Source organism: Wenyingzhuangia heitensis, assembly GCF_011762155.1.
Lineage (GTDB): Bacteria > Bacteroidota > Bacteroidia > Flavobacteriales > Flavobacteriaceae > Wenyingzhuangia > Wenyingzhuangia heitensis.
Map to the genome: position 1 here is coordinate 1,837,431 of NZ_JAASQL010000001.1, position 18,826 is coordinate 1,856,256.

Annotated in this window: 17 protein-coding genes; 7 read left to right on the forward strand and 10 right to left on the reverse strand. The window is 30.8% G+C overall.

Annotated elements, in window-relative coordinates; translation table 11 throughout:
• Positions 1-83: 83 nt before the first annotated feature.
• From FHR24_RS07720 to FHR24_RS07740, 5 genes are all read left to right on the forward strand, one after another.
• Positions 84-1,388 (forward strand): MGH1-like glycoside hydrolase domain-containing protein, encoded by a 1,305-nt coding sequence (locus tag FHR24_RS07720; RefSeq protein ID WP_167186294.1) that lies wholly within the window; start codon positions 84-86, stop codon positions 1,386-1,388.
• 11 nt (positions 1,389-1,399) lie between these two features.
• Positions 1,400-3,352 carry a glycoside hydrolase family 97 protein gene (locus FHR24_RS07725; RefSeq protein WP_167186297.1) on the forward strand — a complete coding sequence of 651 codons (1,953 nt, stop codon included), beginning with the start codon at positions 1,400-1,402 and terminating at the stop codon, positions 3,350-3,352.
• A gap of 133 nt (positions 3,353-3,485) precedes the next feature.
• Positions 3,486-5,138: a sodium:solute symporter family transporter gene (locus FHR24_RS07730; RefSeq protein WP_167186300.1), complete on the forward strand. Its 1,653-nt coding sequence runs from the start codon at positions 3,486-3,488 to the stop codon at positions 5,136-5,138.
• Positions 5,139-5,142: 4 nt separating this feature from the next.
• The gene (locus FHR24_RS07735; RefSeq protein ID WP_167186303.1) at positions 5,143-6,267 is read left to right on the forward strand and encodes a glycerate kinase; all 1,125 of its coding nucleotides are present in this window, start codon (positions 5,143-5,145) and stop codon (positions 6,265-6,267) included.
• 182 nt (positions 6,268-6,449) lie between these two features.
• A complete protein-coding gene (locus FHR24_RS07740) occupies positions 6,450-7,127 on the forward strand; it encodes a DUF2461 domain-containing protein (RefSeq protein ID WP_167186306.1) in 678 nt (225 codons plus the stop codon).
• Here the strand turns inward: FHR24_RS07740 and FHR24_RS07745 are convergent.
• The 9 genes from FHR24_RS07745 to FHR24_RS07785 all read right to left on the reverse strand — a co-directional run bounded on the left by FHR24_RS07745 (position 7,120) and on the right by FHR24_RS07785 (position 14,448).
• Positions 7,120-7,920, reverse strand: coding sequence for a carboxypeptidase-like regulatory domain-containing protein (locus FHR24_RS07745; RefSeq protein WP_167186308.1), 801 nt, complete (start codon positions 7,918-7,920; stop codon positions 7,120-7,122). The two genes, FHR24_RS07740 and FHR24_RS07745, sit on opposite strands and share 8 nt — an antisense overlap.
• Before the next feature lie 10 nt (positions 7,921-7,930).
• Positions 7,931-8,296 carry a hypothetical protein gene (locus tag FHR24_RS07750; protein ID WP_167186311.1) on the reverse strand — a complete coding sequence of 122 codons (366 nt, stop codon included), beginning with the start codon at positions 8,294-8,296 and terminating at the stop codon, positions 7,931-7,933.
• 59 nt (positions 8,297-8,355) lie between these two features.
• Positions 8,356-9,363 carry an endonuclease/exonuclease/phosphatase family protein gene (locus tag FHR24_RS07755; RefSeq protein ID WP_167186314.1) on the reverse strand — a complete coding sequence of 336 codons (1,008 nt, stop codon included), beginning with the start codon at positions 9,361-9,363 and terminating at the stop codon, positions 8,356-8,358.
• 3 nt (positions 9,364-9,366) lie between these two features.
• Positions 9,367-10,215, reverse strand: coding sequence for a rhomboid family intramembrane serine protease (locus FHR24_RS07760; protein ID WP_167186317.1), 849 nt, complete (start codon positions 10,213-10,215; stop codon positions 9,367-9,369).
• A gap of 1 nt (position 10,216) precedes the next feature.
• Positions 10,217-10,933 (reverse strand): rhomboid family intramembrane serine protease, encoded by a 717-nt coding sequence (locus tag FHR24_RS07765; protein WP_167186320.1) that lies wholly within the window; start codon positions 10,931-10,933, stop codon positions 10,217-10,219.
• Positions 10,934-10,938: 5 nt separating this feature from the next.
• Entirely contained in the window at positions 10,939-12,828 is a 1,890-nt protein-coding gene (gene mutL, locus FHR24_RS07770; protein ID WP_167186322.1) for a DNA mismatch repair endonuclease MutL, read from the reverse strand.
• 13 nt (positions 12,829-12,841) lie between these two features.
• On the reverse strand, positions 12,842-13,120 hold the full coding sequence (locus tag FHR24_RS07775) for a hypothetical protein (protein ID WP_167186325.1): 279 nt from the start codon (positions 13,118-13,120) through the stop codon (positions 12,842-12,844).
• A 72-nt stretch (positions 13,121-13,192) separates the two neighbouring features.
• A complete protein-coding gene (ribH, locus tag FHR24_RS07780) occupies positions 13,193-13,672 on the reverse strand; it encodes a 6,7-dimethyl-8-ribityllumazine synthase (RefSeq protein ID WP_167186327.1) in 480 nt (159 codons plus the stop codon).
• Positions 13,672-14,448: a tetratricopeptide repeat protein gene (locus FHR24_RS07785; protein ID WP_167186330.1), complete on the reverse strand. Its 777-nt coding sequence runs from the start codon at positions 14,446-14,448 to the stop codon at positions 13,672-13,674. Before FHR24_RS07785 ends, ribH begins: the two co-directional genes overlap by 1 nt.
• Positions 14,449-14,585: 137 nt before the next feature.
• Here FHR24_RS07785 and recF point away from each other — a divergent pair, with 137 nt between their 5' ends.
• Positions 14,586-15,668 carry a DNA replication/repair protein RecF gene (gene recF, locus FHR24_RS07790; RefSeq protein WP_167186333.1) on the forward strand — a complete coding sequence of 361 codons (1,083 nt, stop codon included), beginning with the start codon at positions 14,586-14,588 and terminating at the stop codon, positions 15,666-15,668.
• Complete coding sequence (locus FHR24_RS07795; protein ID WP_167186335.1) at positions 15,668-15,988, forward strand: DUF721 domain-containing protein; 321 nt, start codon at positions 15,668-15,670, stop codon at positions 15,986-15,988. Before recF ends, FHR24_RS07795 begins: the two co-directional genes overlap by 1 nt.
• Here FHR24_RS07795 and FHR24_RS07800 read toward each other — a convergent pair.
• Positions 15,985-18,822 (reverse strand): hypothetical protein, encoded by a 2,838-nt coding sequence (locus tag FHR24_RS07800; RefSeq protein ID WP_167186338.1) that lies wholly within the window; start codon positions 18,820-18,822, stop codon positions 15,985-15,987. The two genes, FHR24_RS07795 and FHR24_RS07800, sit on opposite strands and share 4 nt — an antisense overlap.
• Positions 18,823-18,826: the final 4 nt, after the last annotated feature.

Below are 18,826 nucleotides of genomic sequence, written 5' to 3' on the forward strand. Positions count from 1 at the left end.
CAATACCAAAGTAGTTTAGTTAAGTTATGCTCATCATCCTAATTTATATAAGGTGGATGATGAGTTTTTTAAAAGTGAAAATCATGAAAAATTTAGAAAACGAAGCAAAAAGAGTGCTTTTAGGGAACTGGAAAGATGGATTTAGTGTGCCGTGTGCCAATTTATATCCTTTTCAATGGAAGTGGGATTCAGGATTTATAGCTATTGGTTTTGCTCATTTTGATATGGACAAAGCAGAAAAAGAAGTAGCTACTTTATTAGATGCACAATGGGACAACGGATTTATTCCGCACATTGTGTTTCATACCAAAAGTGACACCTATTTTCCTGGACCAGAGTTCCACCAATCGGAATTGCATCCAGATTCTTCTAAAAAATATAAGTCTACAGGAATGACTCAACCTCCTGTAACAGGTTTTGTGTTAGAAGAAATGTATAACATTAGCAAAGATAAACCAGCGACGTTGGCATATATTAATTCGGTTATCGATAAAGTATATCACAACCATCAGTATTTTTATGAAAATAGAGATCCTCATCAAGAAGGTTTGGTATACATCTATCATAACTGGGAGTCAGGTACAGATAATTCTCCTATTTGGGATGATATTTTTGCAACCATGAACCCACCACATTATGAGTTTACACGAAGAGATACCACACATGTAGATGCTTCGGAAAGACCAACTAACAGAGAGTATGATCATTATTTACATATTATAAACATTGCCAAAGAGCACAATTATAGTGATGAAAAAATAGCGGAATTGTCTCCGTTTTTAGTACAAGACCCTTTGTTTAATTCGATGTTGATAAAATCTAACGAGGCATTGATCAATTTGTACAAAATGATTGGAGGTAATGATGATAAAATTAAACAGTTAACGGAATGGAATACCAAATCTGTGCATAGTATGAATACCAAGTTATACGATGAGAATTTGAAAGTATATGTACATTACGATTTAAGAAATAATAAACCAATTCCTTTTATTACATCTTCTTCTTTTTCTCCAGTATTTGCTAACATTGCTACCCCAGAACAAGTGGAAGGACTTGTTACTGTAATGTTAGACAAATTTGGAGGAGAAGATAAATACTTGTGTGCTTCTTTTGATCCTACTAATGAACGTTACAATCCTAAAAAATATTGGAGAGGTCCTGTTTGGGTAAACTTAAATTGGATGTTATACAGAGGATTAAGAAAATATGGATACAGTGAGTTGGCAGAAAGAGTAAAAAAAGATACCATAGAGATTGTAGAAAAAAGTGGGTTTTATGAGTATTTTGATGCTAGAAAAGAGATACACAATACCGGTAAAGCTGGTTATGGAGGAGGAGACTTTTCTTGGAGTGCTGCTTTGTTATTAGATATGTTAAAAGATTAATAAACAACATGATGAATAAAGGTTTACAGATCGTTTTTTTTATTTTTTTATGGAGTAGTTTAACAAACTATGCTCAACAAAAGGTGGTTTCTCCAGATAAAAATATAGAGGTAAATATAGAGTTGTCTGAGGTGATTGTTTTTTCAATTGCATATAATAATCAGTATTTAGTAGATAAGGGAATCATCTCTTTAGAACTGCTAAAAGAGGTTTTGGGAAAACAACCAAAGTTACTAAGAACAGAAACAGCTACTGTAAATGCTTTTGTAAACCCTGTTATTTCGTTAAAGAATAAAGAAATTGTAAATCATTACAATTCGTTACACTTGTTTTTTGAGAACGATTATCAGTTAGAGTTTAGAGTTTTTAACAACGGAGTAGGGTATCGATTTATTACCACCAAAGACCAAAACATTACAGTTGTAAATGAACAAGCTGAATTTCAATTGTCTGACAATTATAAAAGTTATATCTCTAAAACAGAAAAAACATATAGCAATTATGAACACGCTTATGATCCTGTTTGGTTGCAAGATTTTAATACGTCTGAAATAGCAACATTACCTGCATTTGTAGATGCTCAAGAATCTAAAATGTTAATTGCAGAAGCAGATTTGTATGATTATCCTGCAATGTTTATTCAGGGAACTAAAGGAAATTCTGTATCGGGTTGGTTTCCAAAATATCCAACCAAAATAAAACCAGGAAAAAGAGTAGATAGAAGGTTAGATATTGTAGAAGAAGGTAACTTTATAGCAAAAACTTCGGGAAATAGAAGTTTTCCTTGGAGAATATTTGCCATTGCAAAAGAAGACAAAAATATTGTGACTAACGATTTGGTTTATTTGCTTTCTAGAAATTCTACCTACAAAAATTTTGATTGGATAAAACCAGGACAAACCTCTTGGGAATGGTGGCACGCAAGTAATATTATTGGAGTAGATTTTAAAGCAGGTTACAATACAGAAACTTATAAATATTACATAGATTTTGCCTCTCACTACGGAATGGAATATACGTTAATGGATGAAGGTTGGTCTTATAGTGTGTTAGACATTACCAAACCCAATCCAGATATTGATTTAGAAGAACTAATTCGATACGCAAAAGAAAAAAATGTGTCTATCATACTTTGGGCATCTTGGTTGGCCGTAGAAAATACACCTACTTTTTTTGACTATGCAAAAAGTTTAGGAGTAGCGGGTATTAAGATTGATTTTATGGATAGAAGTGATCAATGGATGATGAATTTTTACGAAAGAACAGCTAAAAAAGCTTTTGAAAAAGAATTGCTGGTCGATTTTCATGGTTCTATCAGTCCAAGAGGATTGAGAAAGGCTTATCCCAATGTTATTTCTTACGAAGGTGTAACGGGAATGGAACAAAATAAAGGAGGAGGTTTTGATACTCCTAACAATCATGTGATTTTACCTTTTACCAGAAACGTTGTAGGGCCTATGGATTATACTCCAGGATCTATGAAATCTGTACATCCAGAATATTGGCATGCCAACTGGACAAATCCAATGAGTATTGGAACAAGAGGACATCAACTAGCACTTTTTGTTGTTTTTGAAAGCGGATTACAAATGTTGGCAGACAATCCATCAGATTATTACAAAGAAGATGAGTGTACTCGTTTTATAACAGACGTACCCACAACTTGGGATGAAACCATTGTGATAAGTGGAAAAATAGGAGAACATATTGTGGTTGCCAAAAGAAAAGGCAAAGATTGGTATGTTGGAGGAATAACAAACGATGAGGGTAGAAAAATAAGCATTGATTTTTCTTTTTTAGAAAAAGGAAATAAATACGAAATGGATTTGTTTGTTGACGGAGTAAATGCAGATAGTTATGCTATTGATTATAAAAGAGAATCAAAAAGTATAACATCAAAAAGTAAGGAAGTAATAACAATGACCTTAAATGGAGGTTTTGCTGCAAAACTTACAATTAAGTAATGTTTCTTAAAAACGTATCTTACAAAGAGAATTGTCTTTTTAGATAGGCTAAAAATATAGCTTAGTTGTTTAATTTATATAAAAATACAAACAACACTTTGTAAATGAATAATAATCTTATAAACTAAATATTATGAATTGGTTAGACTATACAATAGTAATTACATATATTCTTTTCTTTTTAGGAATGGGCTTCTTTTTTAAAGAGAACAAAAACTCTAAAGATTACTTTTTAGGAGGTAAAAGCTTAGGGTGGTTTCCGTTGAGTTTGTCTACAATGGCAACACAACTTTCTGCAATTAGTTTTATTTCTGCACCTGCCTTTGTAGGGTTAAAATTAGGAGGAGGTATGAAATGGTTAACATTCGAATTTGCCGTACCGTTAGCTATGATTTTTATAATGATTGTAATTGTACCTCCTTTATTTAGATCTGGTGTAGTTAGTATTTATGAAGTGGTAGAAAAACGTTTTAGTGCCTCTACACGATTGATTTTAAGTATTGTTTTTCAAATTAGTAGAGCCTTAGGAACAGGAGTAATGGTATACACTATTGCTATTATTTTACAAGCTGTTTTAGATATAGATTTTGTGTATACTATTTTAATAGTGAGTGTTATTACTATTATTTATTCTTGGCAAGGTGGTATGAAGGCGGTAGTCTGGGGAGATGCAATTCAGATGATTATTTTGGTATTAGGTTTAATTATTTGTTTGACCATTGGATGGAATTTATTGCAAGATAATGGAGGATTGCCTAATGGTTTTGATACCGAAAGATTACAAGTAATAGATTGGAATATGGGAGTAGGAAAAGGAAACGATTATGGTTTTTTACCCATGTTAATTGGTGGTTTCTTTTTGTATGTTTCTTATTATGGTTGTGATCAAACACAAGCACAAAGATTATTGTCTAGTAAAGACGAGGGAACAATTAGAAAATTGTTGTTAGCTAATGGATTGTTACGATTTCCTGTCGTTTTAGTCTATTGTATTATGGGATTGGTTATTGGAGGTTTGGTTTCTGTAGCCCCTGGTTTTTTAGAAGAAATTGTAGCTACAACACAAAAACATTTTCCTGTAGCTTTTGAAAAAACAGGAATAAAAGCAGATTTAATGTTACCTGTTTTTATTATGAAATATTTACCTCACGGGTTGATAGGTATTTTAATGGTAGGAATTTTATCTGCAGCCATGTCGTCATTAAGTTCTACGGTAAACTCTTTATCAGCAGTTACTGTTGAAGATTTTTTTAATAGAGGAAAGGCAAAAGATAGTTTAAGTCCCAAAAAATACATGATGATTTCTAAAATAGCAGTTGTTTTTTGGGGAATTGTTTGTATCAGTTCAGCCTTTTTATTTGGAGGAAGTAAAAGTGCGGTAATTGAAATTATCAATGCTATTGGTTCTGTTTTTTATGGACCTGTTTTGGTAACTTTTATATTGGCTTTCTTTTCTAAAAAAGTAAATCATGTGGGTATGAATGTCGGAATTATATCAGCAGTATTAATCAACCTTATTTTTTCTAAAACTATGCAAGAATTACTTCATATAGATTTAGGAATTCATGTATTTTGGATTTGGTTAAACTTTACAGGAGTTATTATAGCATTGGTAGTTGCCTACGGAGTAAGTGCACTTACAAAAAATGTAAAAGTTAATACACTAATGGAGGTGAACTTTACACTTAAAAAGAAAGACTTTTTTATCAAAGAGGTATATATTTTAGTAGCCTTTTTTATAGTAATTGTTGTGTTCAGTTTTTTTCTTCCCAACCTTTTAAGTTAATCGTATGAAATTTGTAATAGCCCCCGATAAGTACAAAGGTTCTTTAACAGGAATTGAGTTTTGTAATGCGGTAGAAAACGGAATTAAAAAAGTGATAAGTAATGCTGAGTTTCTTCATATTCCTTTAGCAGACGGAGGAGATGGAACTATGGATGCTTTATTATACTCTTTAAAAGGACAAAAAGTAAAAGTTGAAGTAAATAATCCTTTGTTTCAAAAAATAGGAGCAAATTATTTATGGGTTGCTTCTAAAAAAATGGCGGTTATAGAAATGGCAGAAGCCTCAGGTTTAAGTTTGTTAAAATTAGAGGATAGAAATTGTATGCATACCACCTCTTTTGGAACTGGTGAGCTAATTGTTGATGCTATTAAAAAAGGAGTAACCACTATTGTTTTAGGAATAGGAGGTAGTGCGACCAATGATGGAGGGATGGGAATGGCTACAGCTTTGGGATATCGTTTTTTAGATAAAAATGATGAGGTTTTAAAACCTATTGGATCCAATTTAGATAAAGTGGTTACAATAGATAAAACCCAAGTACATCCATTATTAAATAACGTAACTTTTAAAGTTGCTTGTGATGTAAAAAATCCTTTGTATGGAAAAAATGGAGCCGCTTATGTTTATGGTACTCAAAAAGGAGCTTCTGATGCTGAAATTGAAATTTTAGACAAAGGATTGCAAAGTTTTTCTCAAGTATTGTTAAAGCAATATACTATAGATTGTCAACAAATGGAAGGAGCTGGAGCTGCAGGCGGAATGGGTGCAGGAGCAGTTGTATTTTTAAACGGAGTTTTAACTTCTGGAATAGAATTGGTTAAAGAAATTACAGACTTTGATAAAGTAATTAACAATGCAGATTGGATTATTACAGGAGAGGGAATGTTAGACAATCAGACATTATCTGGAAAAACAATTACAGGTGTACTTAATTCTGCTAACAAACAAAATATTCCGGTCGCAGCTTTTTGTGGAAGCGTAGTTATCACCGAAGAAGAGCAAACAAAACTGGGAATTACATATGTAACCTCTGTATTAAAGAACGTTGTGGATATTGATACAGCGATAAAAACAGCTTATAAAAACCTAGTCTTTAGCACCTATAATTTTGCAAAATTGATACAATAAAAATATTTGTTTAGATTTTAGTTTTTTTATTTAAAACCATCTTTTGTATCTACAGTAGATGGTTTTTTTGTTGATTAGAATTAACTAAGGGCTACAAATATTAGTCTTAAAATAACTTGTAATTCTATTTTATCGATTGTATTTTTAGCCTACTAAGTAATCAATTAAAAACACATAAGTTTATGTCTATTGCTATCCAGCCTTCAATATTTCAGTTCTTAAATGCGTTAAAAGAAAACAATAACCGAGAGTGGTTTGCAGATAATAAAGCTTGGTTTGTGGGAGAAGAAGAAAAGTTAAAAACTTTTTTTACCAATGTAATGGAGGGGTTAAAAGAAGAAGATGATATTGAGGATATGAAAGCGTATCGTATATACAGAGATGTACGTTTTTCTAAAGATAAATCTCCTTATAAAGTTTATAGAAGTTGTAGCTATAAAAGAGCTACGGAAGCTTTAAGAGGTGGCTATCATGTAGAAATTACTCCAGGAGGTTCTTTTTTAGCTTGTGGTTTTTGGCAACCCAACAAAGAGGATTTGTTAAGAATTAGAAAAGAGTTTGAATTGGATGCGAGTGAAATTAATGAAATTATAAATTCAGTAGCTGTACAAAAAACATTTGGAGGTTTTTACAAAGGGGAAGCTTTAAAAACAGCTCCTAAAGGTTTTGATAAAGAGCACAAATCTATAGCCTTAATCCGTAAAAAAGATTTTATGTTGTTACGCAAATTTACGGATGCTGAGGTTTTATCAGAAGATTTTTATGGTCAAATTTTACAGTCTTTTAAAATAGCTAAACCTTTCTTAGATTATATGAGTGATGTGTTAACAACCAATTTAAATGGCGAATCTACTATTTAGTTTCTTGTTTATAAGTATTTCCTTTTTTTATGGCTTTGTGATTTTCATAACATTCTAAAACAGCTTCTATTAATTGTAAATCTGTTGCTTTACTAATAAAGTAAGGAGAGTAGTTACATTCTGACAACACTTGTGTTAACTGATTGATATCCATTTGTAAATAATCTAGAATAATTTCTCTATCAAATCTGTTGGTAAGAATCTCACGAGTGGCATCCTTTTCTTTTAATTCTTTTAAATCTTTTAGTTTTTTTGGTTTTTTTCCAAACAAGTTGTAAACACCATCTACAGGATTTTGTAAAGATTTTAAAATATTTCCAAAGCCAGAAACAGAGCTATTGCTTTTTCTTATTTCATAGGTTTGTGGCAAACCATTAATATGTATTCTATTGTACTTGTCTTTTGGTACATTTTTAATATCAATATCTAAAACTCCTATCAATTTATGACCAATAACTACTTCGTCAAGGTTTTGTATTTTAGGATGTAATTCAATATTTAGTTCTGTACCTTTAGATAAATCTCTAGTGATTTTAAGCTTAATAGATTCGTAACCAATATGAGAAACCAATAAAGTATCACTTTCTTTAATTTCAATTTCAAACAATCCATCTTTGTCAGATACCGTTCCATCAATATTTGTTAAGTTTAATAATGTGGTTCCCGATACAGAAGTACTGTCTAATGCGCTAGAAATTTTTCCCTTTAAAGTAAATTTCATCAAATCTTGAGAAAATCCTACATTAATGGTAAATAAAAGAATGATGGTTATGTATAGGTAATTGTTTTTCATGTTGGTGGGGTTATTTTTGTAGAAGTTTTGCTCTTCTTTTTCTATAAATAGGTGCTATAAATTCAGGATCATTTTTTAAACATTTATCTAATTCTTCGGTTACGTTAATAAATTCAGAATTCATAGTTTCTTTAGTTCCCTTGTTTAAATACCATAGTGTTAATCGTACTCTTTTTCCGTCTTTACACCTAAAGGCATATCTACCTGGATCAGTTTTCCATCCGTCATATAACAAATCAGACTCGTTTATGTTCTCTCTAACAGGAACTCTAAAATCGTTAAAAACAGAATATCTTTCATTATCCTCAGATACTTCTTTGGTTACCGATGTTTCATTCTTTGTGTTTGTTTGTGAAAAAACAAGCTGAAATGACATCAGAAAAAGCAGTGTGCAAGTAAGTTTTAAGTAAAGATGTTTCATTCAATAAATATAAACTAATTATTCAAGTTGATTCTTGCCATAATAGGGAAATGATCAGACATTTTTGAACTAAAAGAAGTAAACGAATTTACTGCCATATTATTGCTAGGTAAAATAAAATCTATCCTAAAAGGAATAAAATAATCATACGATTTTCCAAAACCTTTTCCAGCTTCTACAAACGCATCTTTATGAGTTTCCATTAATTGTTTGTAGTTCCAAGAAAATGCTGTGTTATTAAAATCTCCTGCTAAAATGGTAGGATAGGGACAAGCTTTTATGTGTTTTTTTAATTGTAAAATTTGTTCTGATTGTTTTTTAAAAACATCTTTAAATCTTAAAAATAATGCTTCGTTATTTTTACTTCCATAATGTTCTTTTTGCGTATCTAAACTAAAAGACTGAAGATGGATATTATAAATTCTAATAATTTTTTTATCAATTTTTAGATCTGCATAAATAATATCGTTAGAAGTGTTTTTAAAATCAAAAGAACCAGAATTTACTACAGGATAGTTAGAGTAAATAACCAAACCACTAGATTGATTTTTCTTTTCTATGGCTTTCGTAAGTTTAATAGAAATATTTTTGGTGTTAGAAAACTCTTGCATACAAACAATATCTGCTTGCTGTTGATTGATAAAGTTGCTAATATCTTTTTTAATATTACGGTCTTTAATCCATTTATACCTGTTAAACTGTCTAACATTGTAGCTAATTAAAGTAATATCGTTTTTGTTCTTTATTTCTTTTTTAGCAAAAGAAAATAAAGCCTTGGTGTGACTAAAGCCAATTGCAATAACAATAACAGATAATAAAAATTGTTTTTTAAGTTTAACAATCCATAAAATTATAAAGACTAAATTAAGAATTAATAACGAAGGATACGTTAAACTTAAAATAGCAATACTAGGATAGTTTATGGGATTTATATATGGAATTATATAGCTAATAATTAATAAAGCAGCAACAAGACTGTTTGTAAAAAATAGAAACTTGTCTAAAATATTTAAACGTTTCATCGGTTATTTTTTTCCTTGTTGAAATAAAAACTCTTTCTCTTCTTTAGAAAGGGAATCGTAACCAGATTTGCTAATTTTATCTAGTATGCTGTTTATTTTTTGTTGATTATCCGCTGTACTAGTTGGTCTTGTGTTTTTTCTACTTGTTGATTTGTAACTAGTCTTTAAAGGAGATTTCTTTTTAAATAAATTTTTGAATGGATTTTTAAACTTAAAACTGTTTTGATAATAAATAGCTAAAAACCCATAAAGTGCTCCTCCTAAATGAGCCAAATGGCCACCAGTATTATTGTCTGCTAAGTTGATTAAATCTAATCCAACAAACACTAAAGCAATTATCCAAAGCTTAACATAGCCTATAAATCTAAATTTTAATTGGTAATTAGGCATGTAGGTAGTTAAACCAATTAGAATAGCCATAATACCAGATGATGCTCCTACCAAGGTTGCGTTTTGTTGTTGCAGCGCAGGAAAGTAACTATAACTTACCATAAAGACAATTCCACCAAAAATGGTTCCCATTAAATAAAAGGTAAGTAGTTTTTTAGGAATAAAATAGTCGGTAAACAGATTTCCAATATAGAATAAATAAATTAGGTTAAACAGAATATGAATAAAACCTCCGTGCATAAAACCATAGGTAATTAATGTCCATGGCTTTGTTACAAAAGAATTTAAATCTGCTGGGAGAGCTAACCATTCAAAAAACACATTGCCATGTGATCCCATTAAGGTTCCTAAGCTATCTATAAAGTAGGTAAGTATAAAAAGTCCAATGTTTATAAATATTAGTTTTTCTACCAACGTACCTGTTTGGTATTTGTTCTTTAGTTGATTAATTATATTCTTCATACTAATACCTTCTATATTGATTTTTTTTCCAAACAATGGCAATAATTAAACCAATTATGGCACCCCCAACGTGTGCAAAATAAGCTGTGTTTACAGGGCTAAGTAAAGGTTGTCCTGTAAGTCCCGAAAATAGATCGGCCAGTACAATAACGGGAATAAAGTATTTTGCTTTTATTTTTATAACAAAATATAGATATATTTCAGATTCAGGAAAATTCCATCCATAAGCTGCTAACAAACCAAATATAGCCCCAGAAGCTCCTAGCAATCTCATGTTGTAAATGCTATTGGCTGTTTGTAGGTTTTCATCAGCGTATCTTTTGGTTGTACTAAACAAATCATAAATTTCTTGTTTGCTAGCTCCCATATTTTGTAATGTGTTTAATACACTGGTAAACTCTATTTGTCTTTCAAACAAATAAATCAAACTGGCTCCAATACCTGCAGAAAAGTAGAAAAATAAAAATTTATTCTTACCATACAATTGTACTATTGGTGAGCCAAAAAAGTAAAGTCCAAGCATATTAAAAAATAAGTGACCTATACTTGCATGCATAAAAATTCCGGTAACTAATTGCCATGCTCTAAAGTTTGGATTTTCCCAATAGTGTAGATTAAATAATTCATTTAAATCTATTGTTTTTATACCCCAAGTTGCTGCAAAAAACAATACGTTAATAATGATAATGTGCTTTATTACTTCTGGAATTCTATTCATGTGTTTTAATCTAAATTAAAAAGAACATCTAGTTTTTTGTTTGAAATACTAGAGTATATTTTTTTTCTGAATGGCGATATATTTGCTTCTTTACAAGTAAATAAATCATTAATTAGTGCTTCTTGTTCTGGTTCAGTAAGTCTGGTTCCTGTTTTAATAGCCAGTGTTTTAGATAAGGATTTTGCAATCATATCTAGTTGACTAAAACTGTTTTCTTGAATGTCTTCCTGAAAATCTTCTATCAATTGTTCAAAAACCATGCTAATCTGACTTTCGCTAATAGTTGTAGGAATACCTGTCACAATTACATTCTCTTTGGTAATTTCATCAAACATAAACCCCGTACTTTCTAATTCCATTTTAATGTTTTTTAAAATATGAATCTCTTGTTGACTGTAGTTAATGCTTATAGGAAATAATAATTGCTGACTAGAGGCTTCTTTAACAGTTATGTTTTCCAAAAAATTTTCGTACAAAACTCTTTGGTGTGCCAAATGTTGGTGTACTAAAAATGTACCTGTGTTTAAATTGCACAAAATATATTTGTTCTGAATTTGAAACGTATCTTTTATTAGCTTAGTTTCTTTGGTTTCAAATAATTGAGGAGTTAGTTTTTGGGTGTCAATCTCGGTATTGGCAATAGATTCTATTCCGTTGTACAATACTTCCCAGTCATTTTTCTTTTTGGGTACAGAGGAACTACTATCAAAACTTTTAGAGTGTGAACTATTATTTGCTGTAGTTGTTTTAGGACTATCCGTTTCAAAAGGATTAAAGCTAGTTTCCGTTTTAAAAGGATTAAAATTAGGGTCTACCTGTATTCTAGGTTCACTAATTGGTTTGTTTTTATAACTATATGGAGTTTCTAGGTTTTTGTCTTTGGTAAAATCTAGAGAGGGCACAACGTTAAATTGACCTAAACTGTGTTTTACGGCCGCTCTAATAATTTCGTACAATACCTTTTCGTTATCAAACTTCACCTCTGTTTTGGTTGGATGAATGTTAATGTCAATAGTATTGGTAGGAACTCTTAAATATAAAAAATAACCAGGATGGCAACCTCTTTCTATCACACCATCAAAAGCAGCATTTATAGCATGATGCAAATAAGGACTTTTGATAAAACGATCGTTGACAAAAAAGAATTGTTCTCCACGTTTCTTTTTAGAAAATTCGGGTTTCATAATAAATCCATCCAAACTTAATACATCTGTATCTTCGTTTATAGGAATTAAACGTTCGTTGGTTTTATGACCAAATATATTTACAATACGTTGTTTTAAATTTCCGCTTGGCAAATTAAAAATTTCAGAATTGTTATGATTTAAGATAAAATGAACCTCAAAATGAACCAAAGCTACACGTTGAAATTCATCAATAATGTGTCTGGTTTCAACAGCATCAGACTTTAAAAAATTTCTTCTGGCAGGAATGTTAAAAAATAAATTCTTAACAGCTGTATTAGTTCCTGTTGGAGTAGAGGTAAGCTCTTGATTGGTTATTTTACTTCCTTCTATTTGTATGCAGGTTCCCAATTCATTAGGAGCCAATTTGGTTTTCATTTCTATTTGAGCAATTGCAGCAATAGAAGCCATGGCCTCTCCTCTAAAACCTTTGGTACTTAGGTTAAACAAGTCTTCGGCTTCTCTAATTTTAGATGTTGCATGACGTTCAAAGCACAAACGAGCATCAGTTTCTGACATTCCAGAACCATCATCAATTACTTGAATTAATGTTTTTCCGGCATCTTTAAGAATTAGGTGTATATTTTTTGCACCTGCATCAATGGCATTTTCTAATAGTTCTTTAACTACAGATGCGGGTCTTTGAACCACCTCTCCAGCTGCTATTTGATTTGCGACATGATCAGGTAATAATTGTATAATGTCAGACATTAAAAAATAGGGGTTATTTTAGTATGTACATAGCAATACCTGCTAATATTGCTATAATTAAAGCAAGTCTATAGGTAGATTTGCTATCGGCTTTAGCGTTAGATCTAGTTCTAGACCACTCGTTTTTTAAATTGTTTTTAGACAAAGTAACCTCAAACTCACTATCATCAGAAGCTTTTTCTTGTTTGTAGCGTTGTTCTAAAGCCTCCAAACGTTCTTTACGCTCATCATAATAACGAGGTTTGTAATTAAATACGTAATGCCCGGTGGGCTTAAATGGAGTTTTAAACATAGTATAAAAGAAAAAACATTATCATCAAATTTACGAAAAATTCGACAATAATGTTTTGTATTTAAAGAAGGATTAGCGTTTGTTTAACTCAGCCATTTTAATAGCTGCCACAGCACACTCAATTCCTTTATTTCCTAGTTTTCCTCCAGATCTATCTAAAGATTGTTGTTTGTTGTTATCTGTTAACACACAAAAAATGGTAGGAGTATCGTATTGAATATTTAAATCTTTAATTCCTTGAGTAACTCCTTCACAAACAAAATCAAAATGTTTGGTTTCTCCTTGAATTACGTTTCCAATAGCAATAATAGCATCAACATTACGGCTTTCTAGCATTTTTTTGCAACCGTAAATCAATTCAAAACTACCTGGAACTTTCCAAGTAATAATGTCTTCTTGAGCTACACCATTGTCTAACAAAGTGTCTATAGCTCCTAAAGTTAAGTTTTCTGTAATTTCAGGATTCCATTCAGAAGTAACAATTCCAAAACGGTATCCTTTTACATTGGGTAAACTTTCTTTATCGTAAGTAGATAAGTCTGTGGTAGCCATTAGTTAGCGTATTTTGCTTGGTTGATGTATAAATCGATGTTTCCTGCTTGAGAAGACGTTGGATAGTCTTCTTTAATGTTTGTAAACAACTCTTCTGCTTTGCTATAATCTTGTAAAGACAAGGCCAGTTTACCCGCTTTTAATAAATAAACAGGTGCAACAGCAATATTGTCTGATGCAGCCGCCGCTTTAGAATAATAATTTAAAGCTTCTTCGCTGTTATTGTCTGCTAAATAAGCATCACCAATACTACCTTTAATTACTGTGTTTAAAACCACATCATTACTAGTAACACTTGTTAAATACTCAATAGCATTGTTGTATTCTTTTAAGTTTAAATAAGAAATACCAGCATAATATTTTGCTAAGTTCCCTGCTTCTGTACTTCCGTATTGTTTGGCAATATCAACCAAACCAAAATTACCTTGAGCACCTTCTAAAGCTGTTTTATATGCTTCAGTATCGTTGCTGTTTGTTGCTTTTGTAAATTCTTGTTTAGCAAACACCAATGCATTCGCTGCTTTCTTTTGTGCAGGAATTTCAATAAATTGAGTATATCCCATATATCCGAAAATGATTACAACAGCAGCAATTAAACCTATAAATAAAGGTTTGCTATTTTTCTCAATCCATTTTTCAGATTTGTTAGCAGTTTCGTCTAATGTGTTAAAAACTTCTGCAGTAGTACTGTGTTCAGTATTTCCGCTATTGTCTACGATTACTTCTTCTTCATTTTCAATCGTCTTTTTATAACCTCTTTTTTGGTATGTAGCCATGGACTTATATAATATTTTATTAATTAACTTTTTTATGTGAGTTGGACAAAAATAGTTTTTTTAATTGAATATCAAAACAGAGGATTCCCCAAAAAAATGATAAATTGCGAAACCTTTTTTAATACGATAAAATAAACATGCATCTTCAAAAATTATCTTTGGTAAATTATAAGAACCTTTCGTCAGAAAATTTTGCTTTTGATGCTAAGATCAACTGCTTTGTAGGTAACAATGGAGTAGGAAAAACCAATGTGTTAGATGCTATTTATTATTTGTCTTATACCAAAAGTTATTTTAATGCTGTAGCTACCCAAAATATTAGGCACGGTGAAGAGTTTTTTATGGTAGAGGGAGATTATTTAATGGATGAAGATAGGGTCGAGAAAATTGTATGTAGTCTAAAAAAGGGAACTAAAAAGATTGTAAAAAGAAACGGTAAGGCTTATGATAAGTTTTCGGATCATATTGGAAATTATCCTTTGGTGATTATTTCTCCATCTGATAGAGATTTAATTATTGAAGGAAGTGAAACTAGAAGAAAATTTATGGATGGAGTTATCTCTCAGCAAGATAGAGCTTACCTTCAGAATTTAATGAATTATAACAAAGTGCTTACACAAAGAAATGCTTTGTTAAAATACTTTGCAGCTAACAGAACTTTTGATGCCTTAAATTTAAGTGTTTACAACGAACAACTTTCTGATTTAAGTGCATACATTTATGAAAAAAGAACGTGGTTTTTAAATGAGTTTGCTCCTATTTTTAATGCCTGTTATCAAGCGATAAGCAACTCTAAAGAAGAGGTGAAGTTGTTGTACAAAACACAGTTACACGAAAAATCATTGTTAGAGCTGTTTGAAGAAAACTTACCTAAGGATAGAGTTTTACAATATACATCGGTAGGAATTCACAAAGATGATTTACAGTTTGAATTGAATGATTATCCTATTAAAAAGTTTGGATCGCAAGGACAACAAAAGTCTTATTTAATAGCATTAAAATTGGCTCAGTTTGAGTTTATGAAACAAGTAACAGGTAAGAAACCTATTTTATTATTTGATGATATTTTTGATAAATTGGATGAAAACCGTGTAACACAAGTCATTAATTTGGTAAATAAAGATCATTTTGGGCAAATTTTTATTACAGATACACATAGTGATAGAACGGAATCTGTAGTAAAAAAAACAAATCAACCTTATAAAATATTTCATTTGTAATGGCAAAACGTAAAATTGATCAACGAACGGTAAGACAAAGTGAAGCCAATCCTATGAGTGCTTTGCTAAAACACTTTATTAAAGTAAATAATTTAGAAAAAGGTTTTCAGAAAATTAATGTAGAAGAAGAGTGGGTAAAGTTAATGGGACCAGGAGTAAAATCTTATACAGAAAATATTAGTTTAAAAGGAGGAACTTTAATTGTTAAAATATCTTCAGCAGCATTGCGTACTGAACTTAGTTATGGGAAAGAAAAAATTTTAAAAATGATGAATGAAGCTTTGGGAGATGCTATTATTACCAAAGTAATTTTAAACTAAAACAATGTAGTTGTAATAAAAATACCACTCACAAAAATGTTGTTTGGGTTGGTAATATCTTTTTCTAACAAATAGCTACCTCTATAACCAATTCCTATTTCGGCCTCTTTAATATTAAAGAAAGTATTGTCAAAAATAACCTCAAACCCAACAGAACTTTGTTTGGTTGTTCTATTGTTAGAGAGCGTTAGTTTGCTATAATCGGCAAATAAATTAGCTCTAATTCTTTTAAAATAAGTAATTCCTATCAATCCAAAATCGGGATAAAACAAAGGCAATTGATAGATGTAAGAAAAACGATGTGCTTTTACAGATATTATAGTGTTATAACCCCTGGCATAGGTAAAACTGTCAGATTGTAAAAGGTCGTCATTTCTTTGATATCCAAAAGAAAAATAACTGTTGTGGCTGTTAACAAATCCGGGTAAAAATAAACGGTTTGATGTAGAGAAATAGGTGGCATCACTTCCTGTTATTCCTTTGCTAAAATTATTAAGAGTTGTAAAACCGGCTTTGGTATTTATGTTTTGCGTTGCTTTATTTCTTTTGGTAGAAAGATATATAGAAGAATTGTAAGCTGTAAATTCGATATTATTTAATTTCACCTCTCTCTGACTTTCATCTAAAGTGAATTTAGAATTAAATCCTCTTAAGTATTCATATCCTGCGTTAAAAGAAAAATTGGTGGTATAATTTCCTTTTATTTGAGCTAGTGGAATGGTAACGCTAGGTGTTAGAGAAATAGTATTGTAGCTAATTGCTCCATTATATAGCGTATTGTTTTCATCAGGAATAGCGGTATTGTAATCTCTATGATTGTATTCTAGTTCTAAATTTAATACAGGAAACCATTTTTTATATGAAGCTATTGCTCCCAAACTAAAAGAACTGTTTTCGTTTAAATAAATATCAGTATAGGCTACGGTGCTAAAATCATTTAAAAGATTGGTAGCCGTAACGTTTGCTGTAATTTTCTGATTGCTAATACCATATTGCCAATCGTGAAATTTTAAATCTTCAAAAATAGAGGTATAGCTACGAGTTGAGTATTTTTTTTGTTCTATTTTATTTAAAATATTTCCTTGTTCAAAAACAATGGTTTTCTGATTGTTCCAGTTCATAAAAACAGGTTCTATAAGCTTATATTCTTTTGCTTTAATTTTTGAAACTGAAATTTTGGTTCCCGTGCTAGTTTGTTCTGTAAAGTATATTTTTTTGTCTTTTACAAAAGGTTGATAAGCTCCAATATTGGCATTGGTTATTTGATAAATATTAGAACTACCGTCTAAAGGAGTTTTATAAATATTGTCTATTCCGTTAAACGTAGCACTGTAGTAAACAGCATTTTTAAAAATATTAATATTGTCTATAACATGACTTGTCCAAGGGGTTAACTGTATTTCTTTTAAATTAGTATCTGTTTTAAAAATAGCCAATTGGTGTTGTAATTTTTTAATAAACACAAAATTATTGTTGTCTATAAATTGAGGTCTACTTATAAAACCATCAACAGAAATTTCTTTTTCAACAACACCATTCTGAGCATTTAAAAGAATCAATTTACTTTTGTTTTGATTTTGTTCTGTAACCAATATTAAAGTATTGTCTTTGTTAAATGTTGGTGAAAAATATCTTTTTTGATGACTAAGTCTTTTTCTTTTTTTGGATGTAATATCATACACAAAAACATCATTATAACTAGTATTGTTGTATCTGGGATTTAATGAAATACCCGTGTAAACCAATTGATGACGATGGTAGTTAAAATACGAATCTACCTGATTGGTAGCAGAGATTATTTTAGTTTCTTTACCTAAGCTATCTATTTTATAATAAGTAGGTATTTTGTGTAAGGTGCTTTTTAATGCTATAATATTTCCATTCTCGGTTACTTGCGGATATTTATAAATAGCCACATTTTTTTGTTTTTTAGTAAATTGATTGTAATTTTTAACCTGTAAAGAATCTCTTTGTAGCTGCCACAAACGTGTGTTTTCTTCAACGGTTTTTTGATACATTTTTGTAGTTCCTAATCCGGTTTCTTTTTTTAGTTGATAACTAAATCCATAAAAAGGAAAATGAAATCCAGCAGCTTTGTGTGCAATATTATCTAGTGTAGAAGCATTGTAATGATTGCGATAATAGTTTAAAATTTGATAACCTTCTTGATAATGGTTAGGCAAAAGATCTTTGTAAGAACCGTTTCTTGTTTTGGCATAGTCATATATCTTATTTTTTTGATATAAAGCTCTTTGCAAAGCAGAAAAGTTAGGCAATCTTCCTCTACCGCTTTGCGTTAATGCGGTTTCCATAACAACAGCATCTCCTTCAAAATACCAATTAGGTACGGCTAAAATACTACCTACAGCCCAACCAGATTCACCAAATAAATAATACAAAACATTGGTTCCTCCTGTTTTATGATTTATAAATTGTTGTACGTGTCTGTATTCGTGTATAGCCAATGTACTTATCCAGTTGGTCGTTCCTAAAGCATTAAATTCTTGTGGCGGAGTGTTAAAAAACTCACTTCTAAATGGGCTATAAGTTACAAACCCGTTAGATTCTACACTATTAGCTCTTAAAACAATAGTAATAGGTTGGTAGTGATAACCGATAGATTTGCTATTGTTTTTTTGAATGTAAGATATTGTATTGGCTATTTGTTGTGCTTCTTTTTTTTGCCCTATTTTATAAATTACATTTACATAAGTACTGTTTAGTTTTTCCCAGTTTTGGGGTTCGTGTTGGTCTTGCGACCACAAAATAAAAGGGAGTATAAAAACAATACTCTTAACAATTTTTTTTAAAAACATAGCATTTTTTACACCCATAAAT

Coding starts and splice junctions, on each gene's coding strand:
- FHR24_RS07720 (WP_167186294.1), top strand. CDS start 84: ATGAAAAATTTAGAAAACGAAGCAAAAAGAGTGCTTTTAGGGAACTGG.
- FHR24_RS07725 (WP_167186297.1), top strand. CDS start 1,400: ATGAATAAAGGTTTACAGATCGTTTTTTTTATTTTTTTATGGAGTAGT.
- FHR24_RS07730 (WP_167186300.1), top strand. CDS start 3,486: ATGAATTGGTTAGACTATACAATAGTAATTACATATATTCTTTTCTTT.
- FHR24_RS07735 (WP_167186303.1), top strand. CDS start 5,143: ATGAAATTTGTAATAGCCCCCGATAAGTACAAAGGTTCTTTAACAGGA.
- FHR24_RS07740 (WP_167186306.1), top strand. CDS start 6,450: ATGTCTATTGCTATCCAGCCTTCAATATTTCAGTTCTTAAATGCGTTA.
- FHR24_RS07745 (WP_167186308.1), bottom strand. CDS start 7,920: ATGAAAAACAATTACCTATACATAACCATCATTCTTTTATTTACCATT.
- FHR24_RS07750 (WP_167186311.1), bottom strand. CDS start 8,296: ATGTCATTTCAGCTTGTTTTTTCACAAACAAACACAAAGAATGAAACA.
- FHR24_RS07755 (WP_167186314.1), bottom strand. CDS start 9,363: ATGAAACGTTTAAATATTTTAGACAAGTTTCTATTTTTTACAAACAGT.
- FHR24_RS07760 (WP_167186317.1), bottom strand. CDS start 10,215: ATGAAGAATATAATTAATCAACTAAAGAACAAATACCAAACAGGTACG.
- FHR24_RS07765 (WP_167186320.1), bottom strand. CDS start 10,933: ATGAATAGAATTCCAGAAGTAATAAAGCACATTATCATTATTAACGTA.
- mutL (WP_167186322.1), bottom strand. CDS start 12,828: ATGTCTGACATTATACAATTATTACCTGATCATGTCGCAAATCAAATA.
- FHR24_RS07775 (WP_167186325.1), bottom strand. CDS start 13,120: ATGTTTAAAACTCCATTTAAGCCCACCGGGCATTACGTATTTAATTAC.
- ribH (WP_167186327.1), bottom strand. CDS start 13,672: ATGGCTACCACAGACTTATCTACTTACGATAAAGAAAGTTTACCCAAT.
- FHR24_RS07785 (WP_167186330.1), bottom strand. CDS start 14,448: ATGGCTACATACCAAAAAAGAGGTTATAAAAAGACGATTGAAAATGAA.
- recF (WP_167186333.1), top strand. CDS start 14,586: ATGCATCTTCAAAAATTATCTTTGGTAAATTATAAGAACCTTTCGTCA.
- FHR24_RS07795 (WP_167186335.1), top strand. CDS start 15,668: ATGGCAAAACGTAAAATTGATCAACGAACGGTAAGACAAAGTGAAGCC.
- FHR24_RS07800 (WP_167186338.1), bottom strand. CDS start 18,822: ATGGGTGTAAAAAATGCTATGTTTTTAAAAAAAATTGTTAAGAGTATT.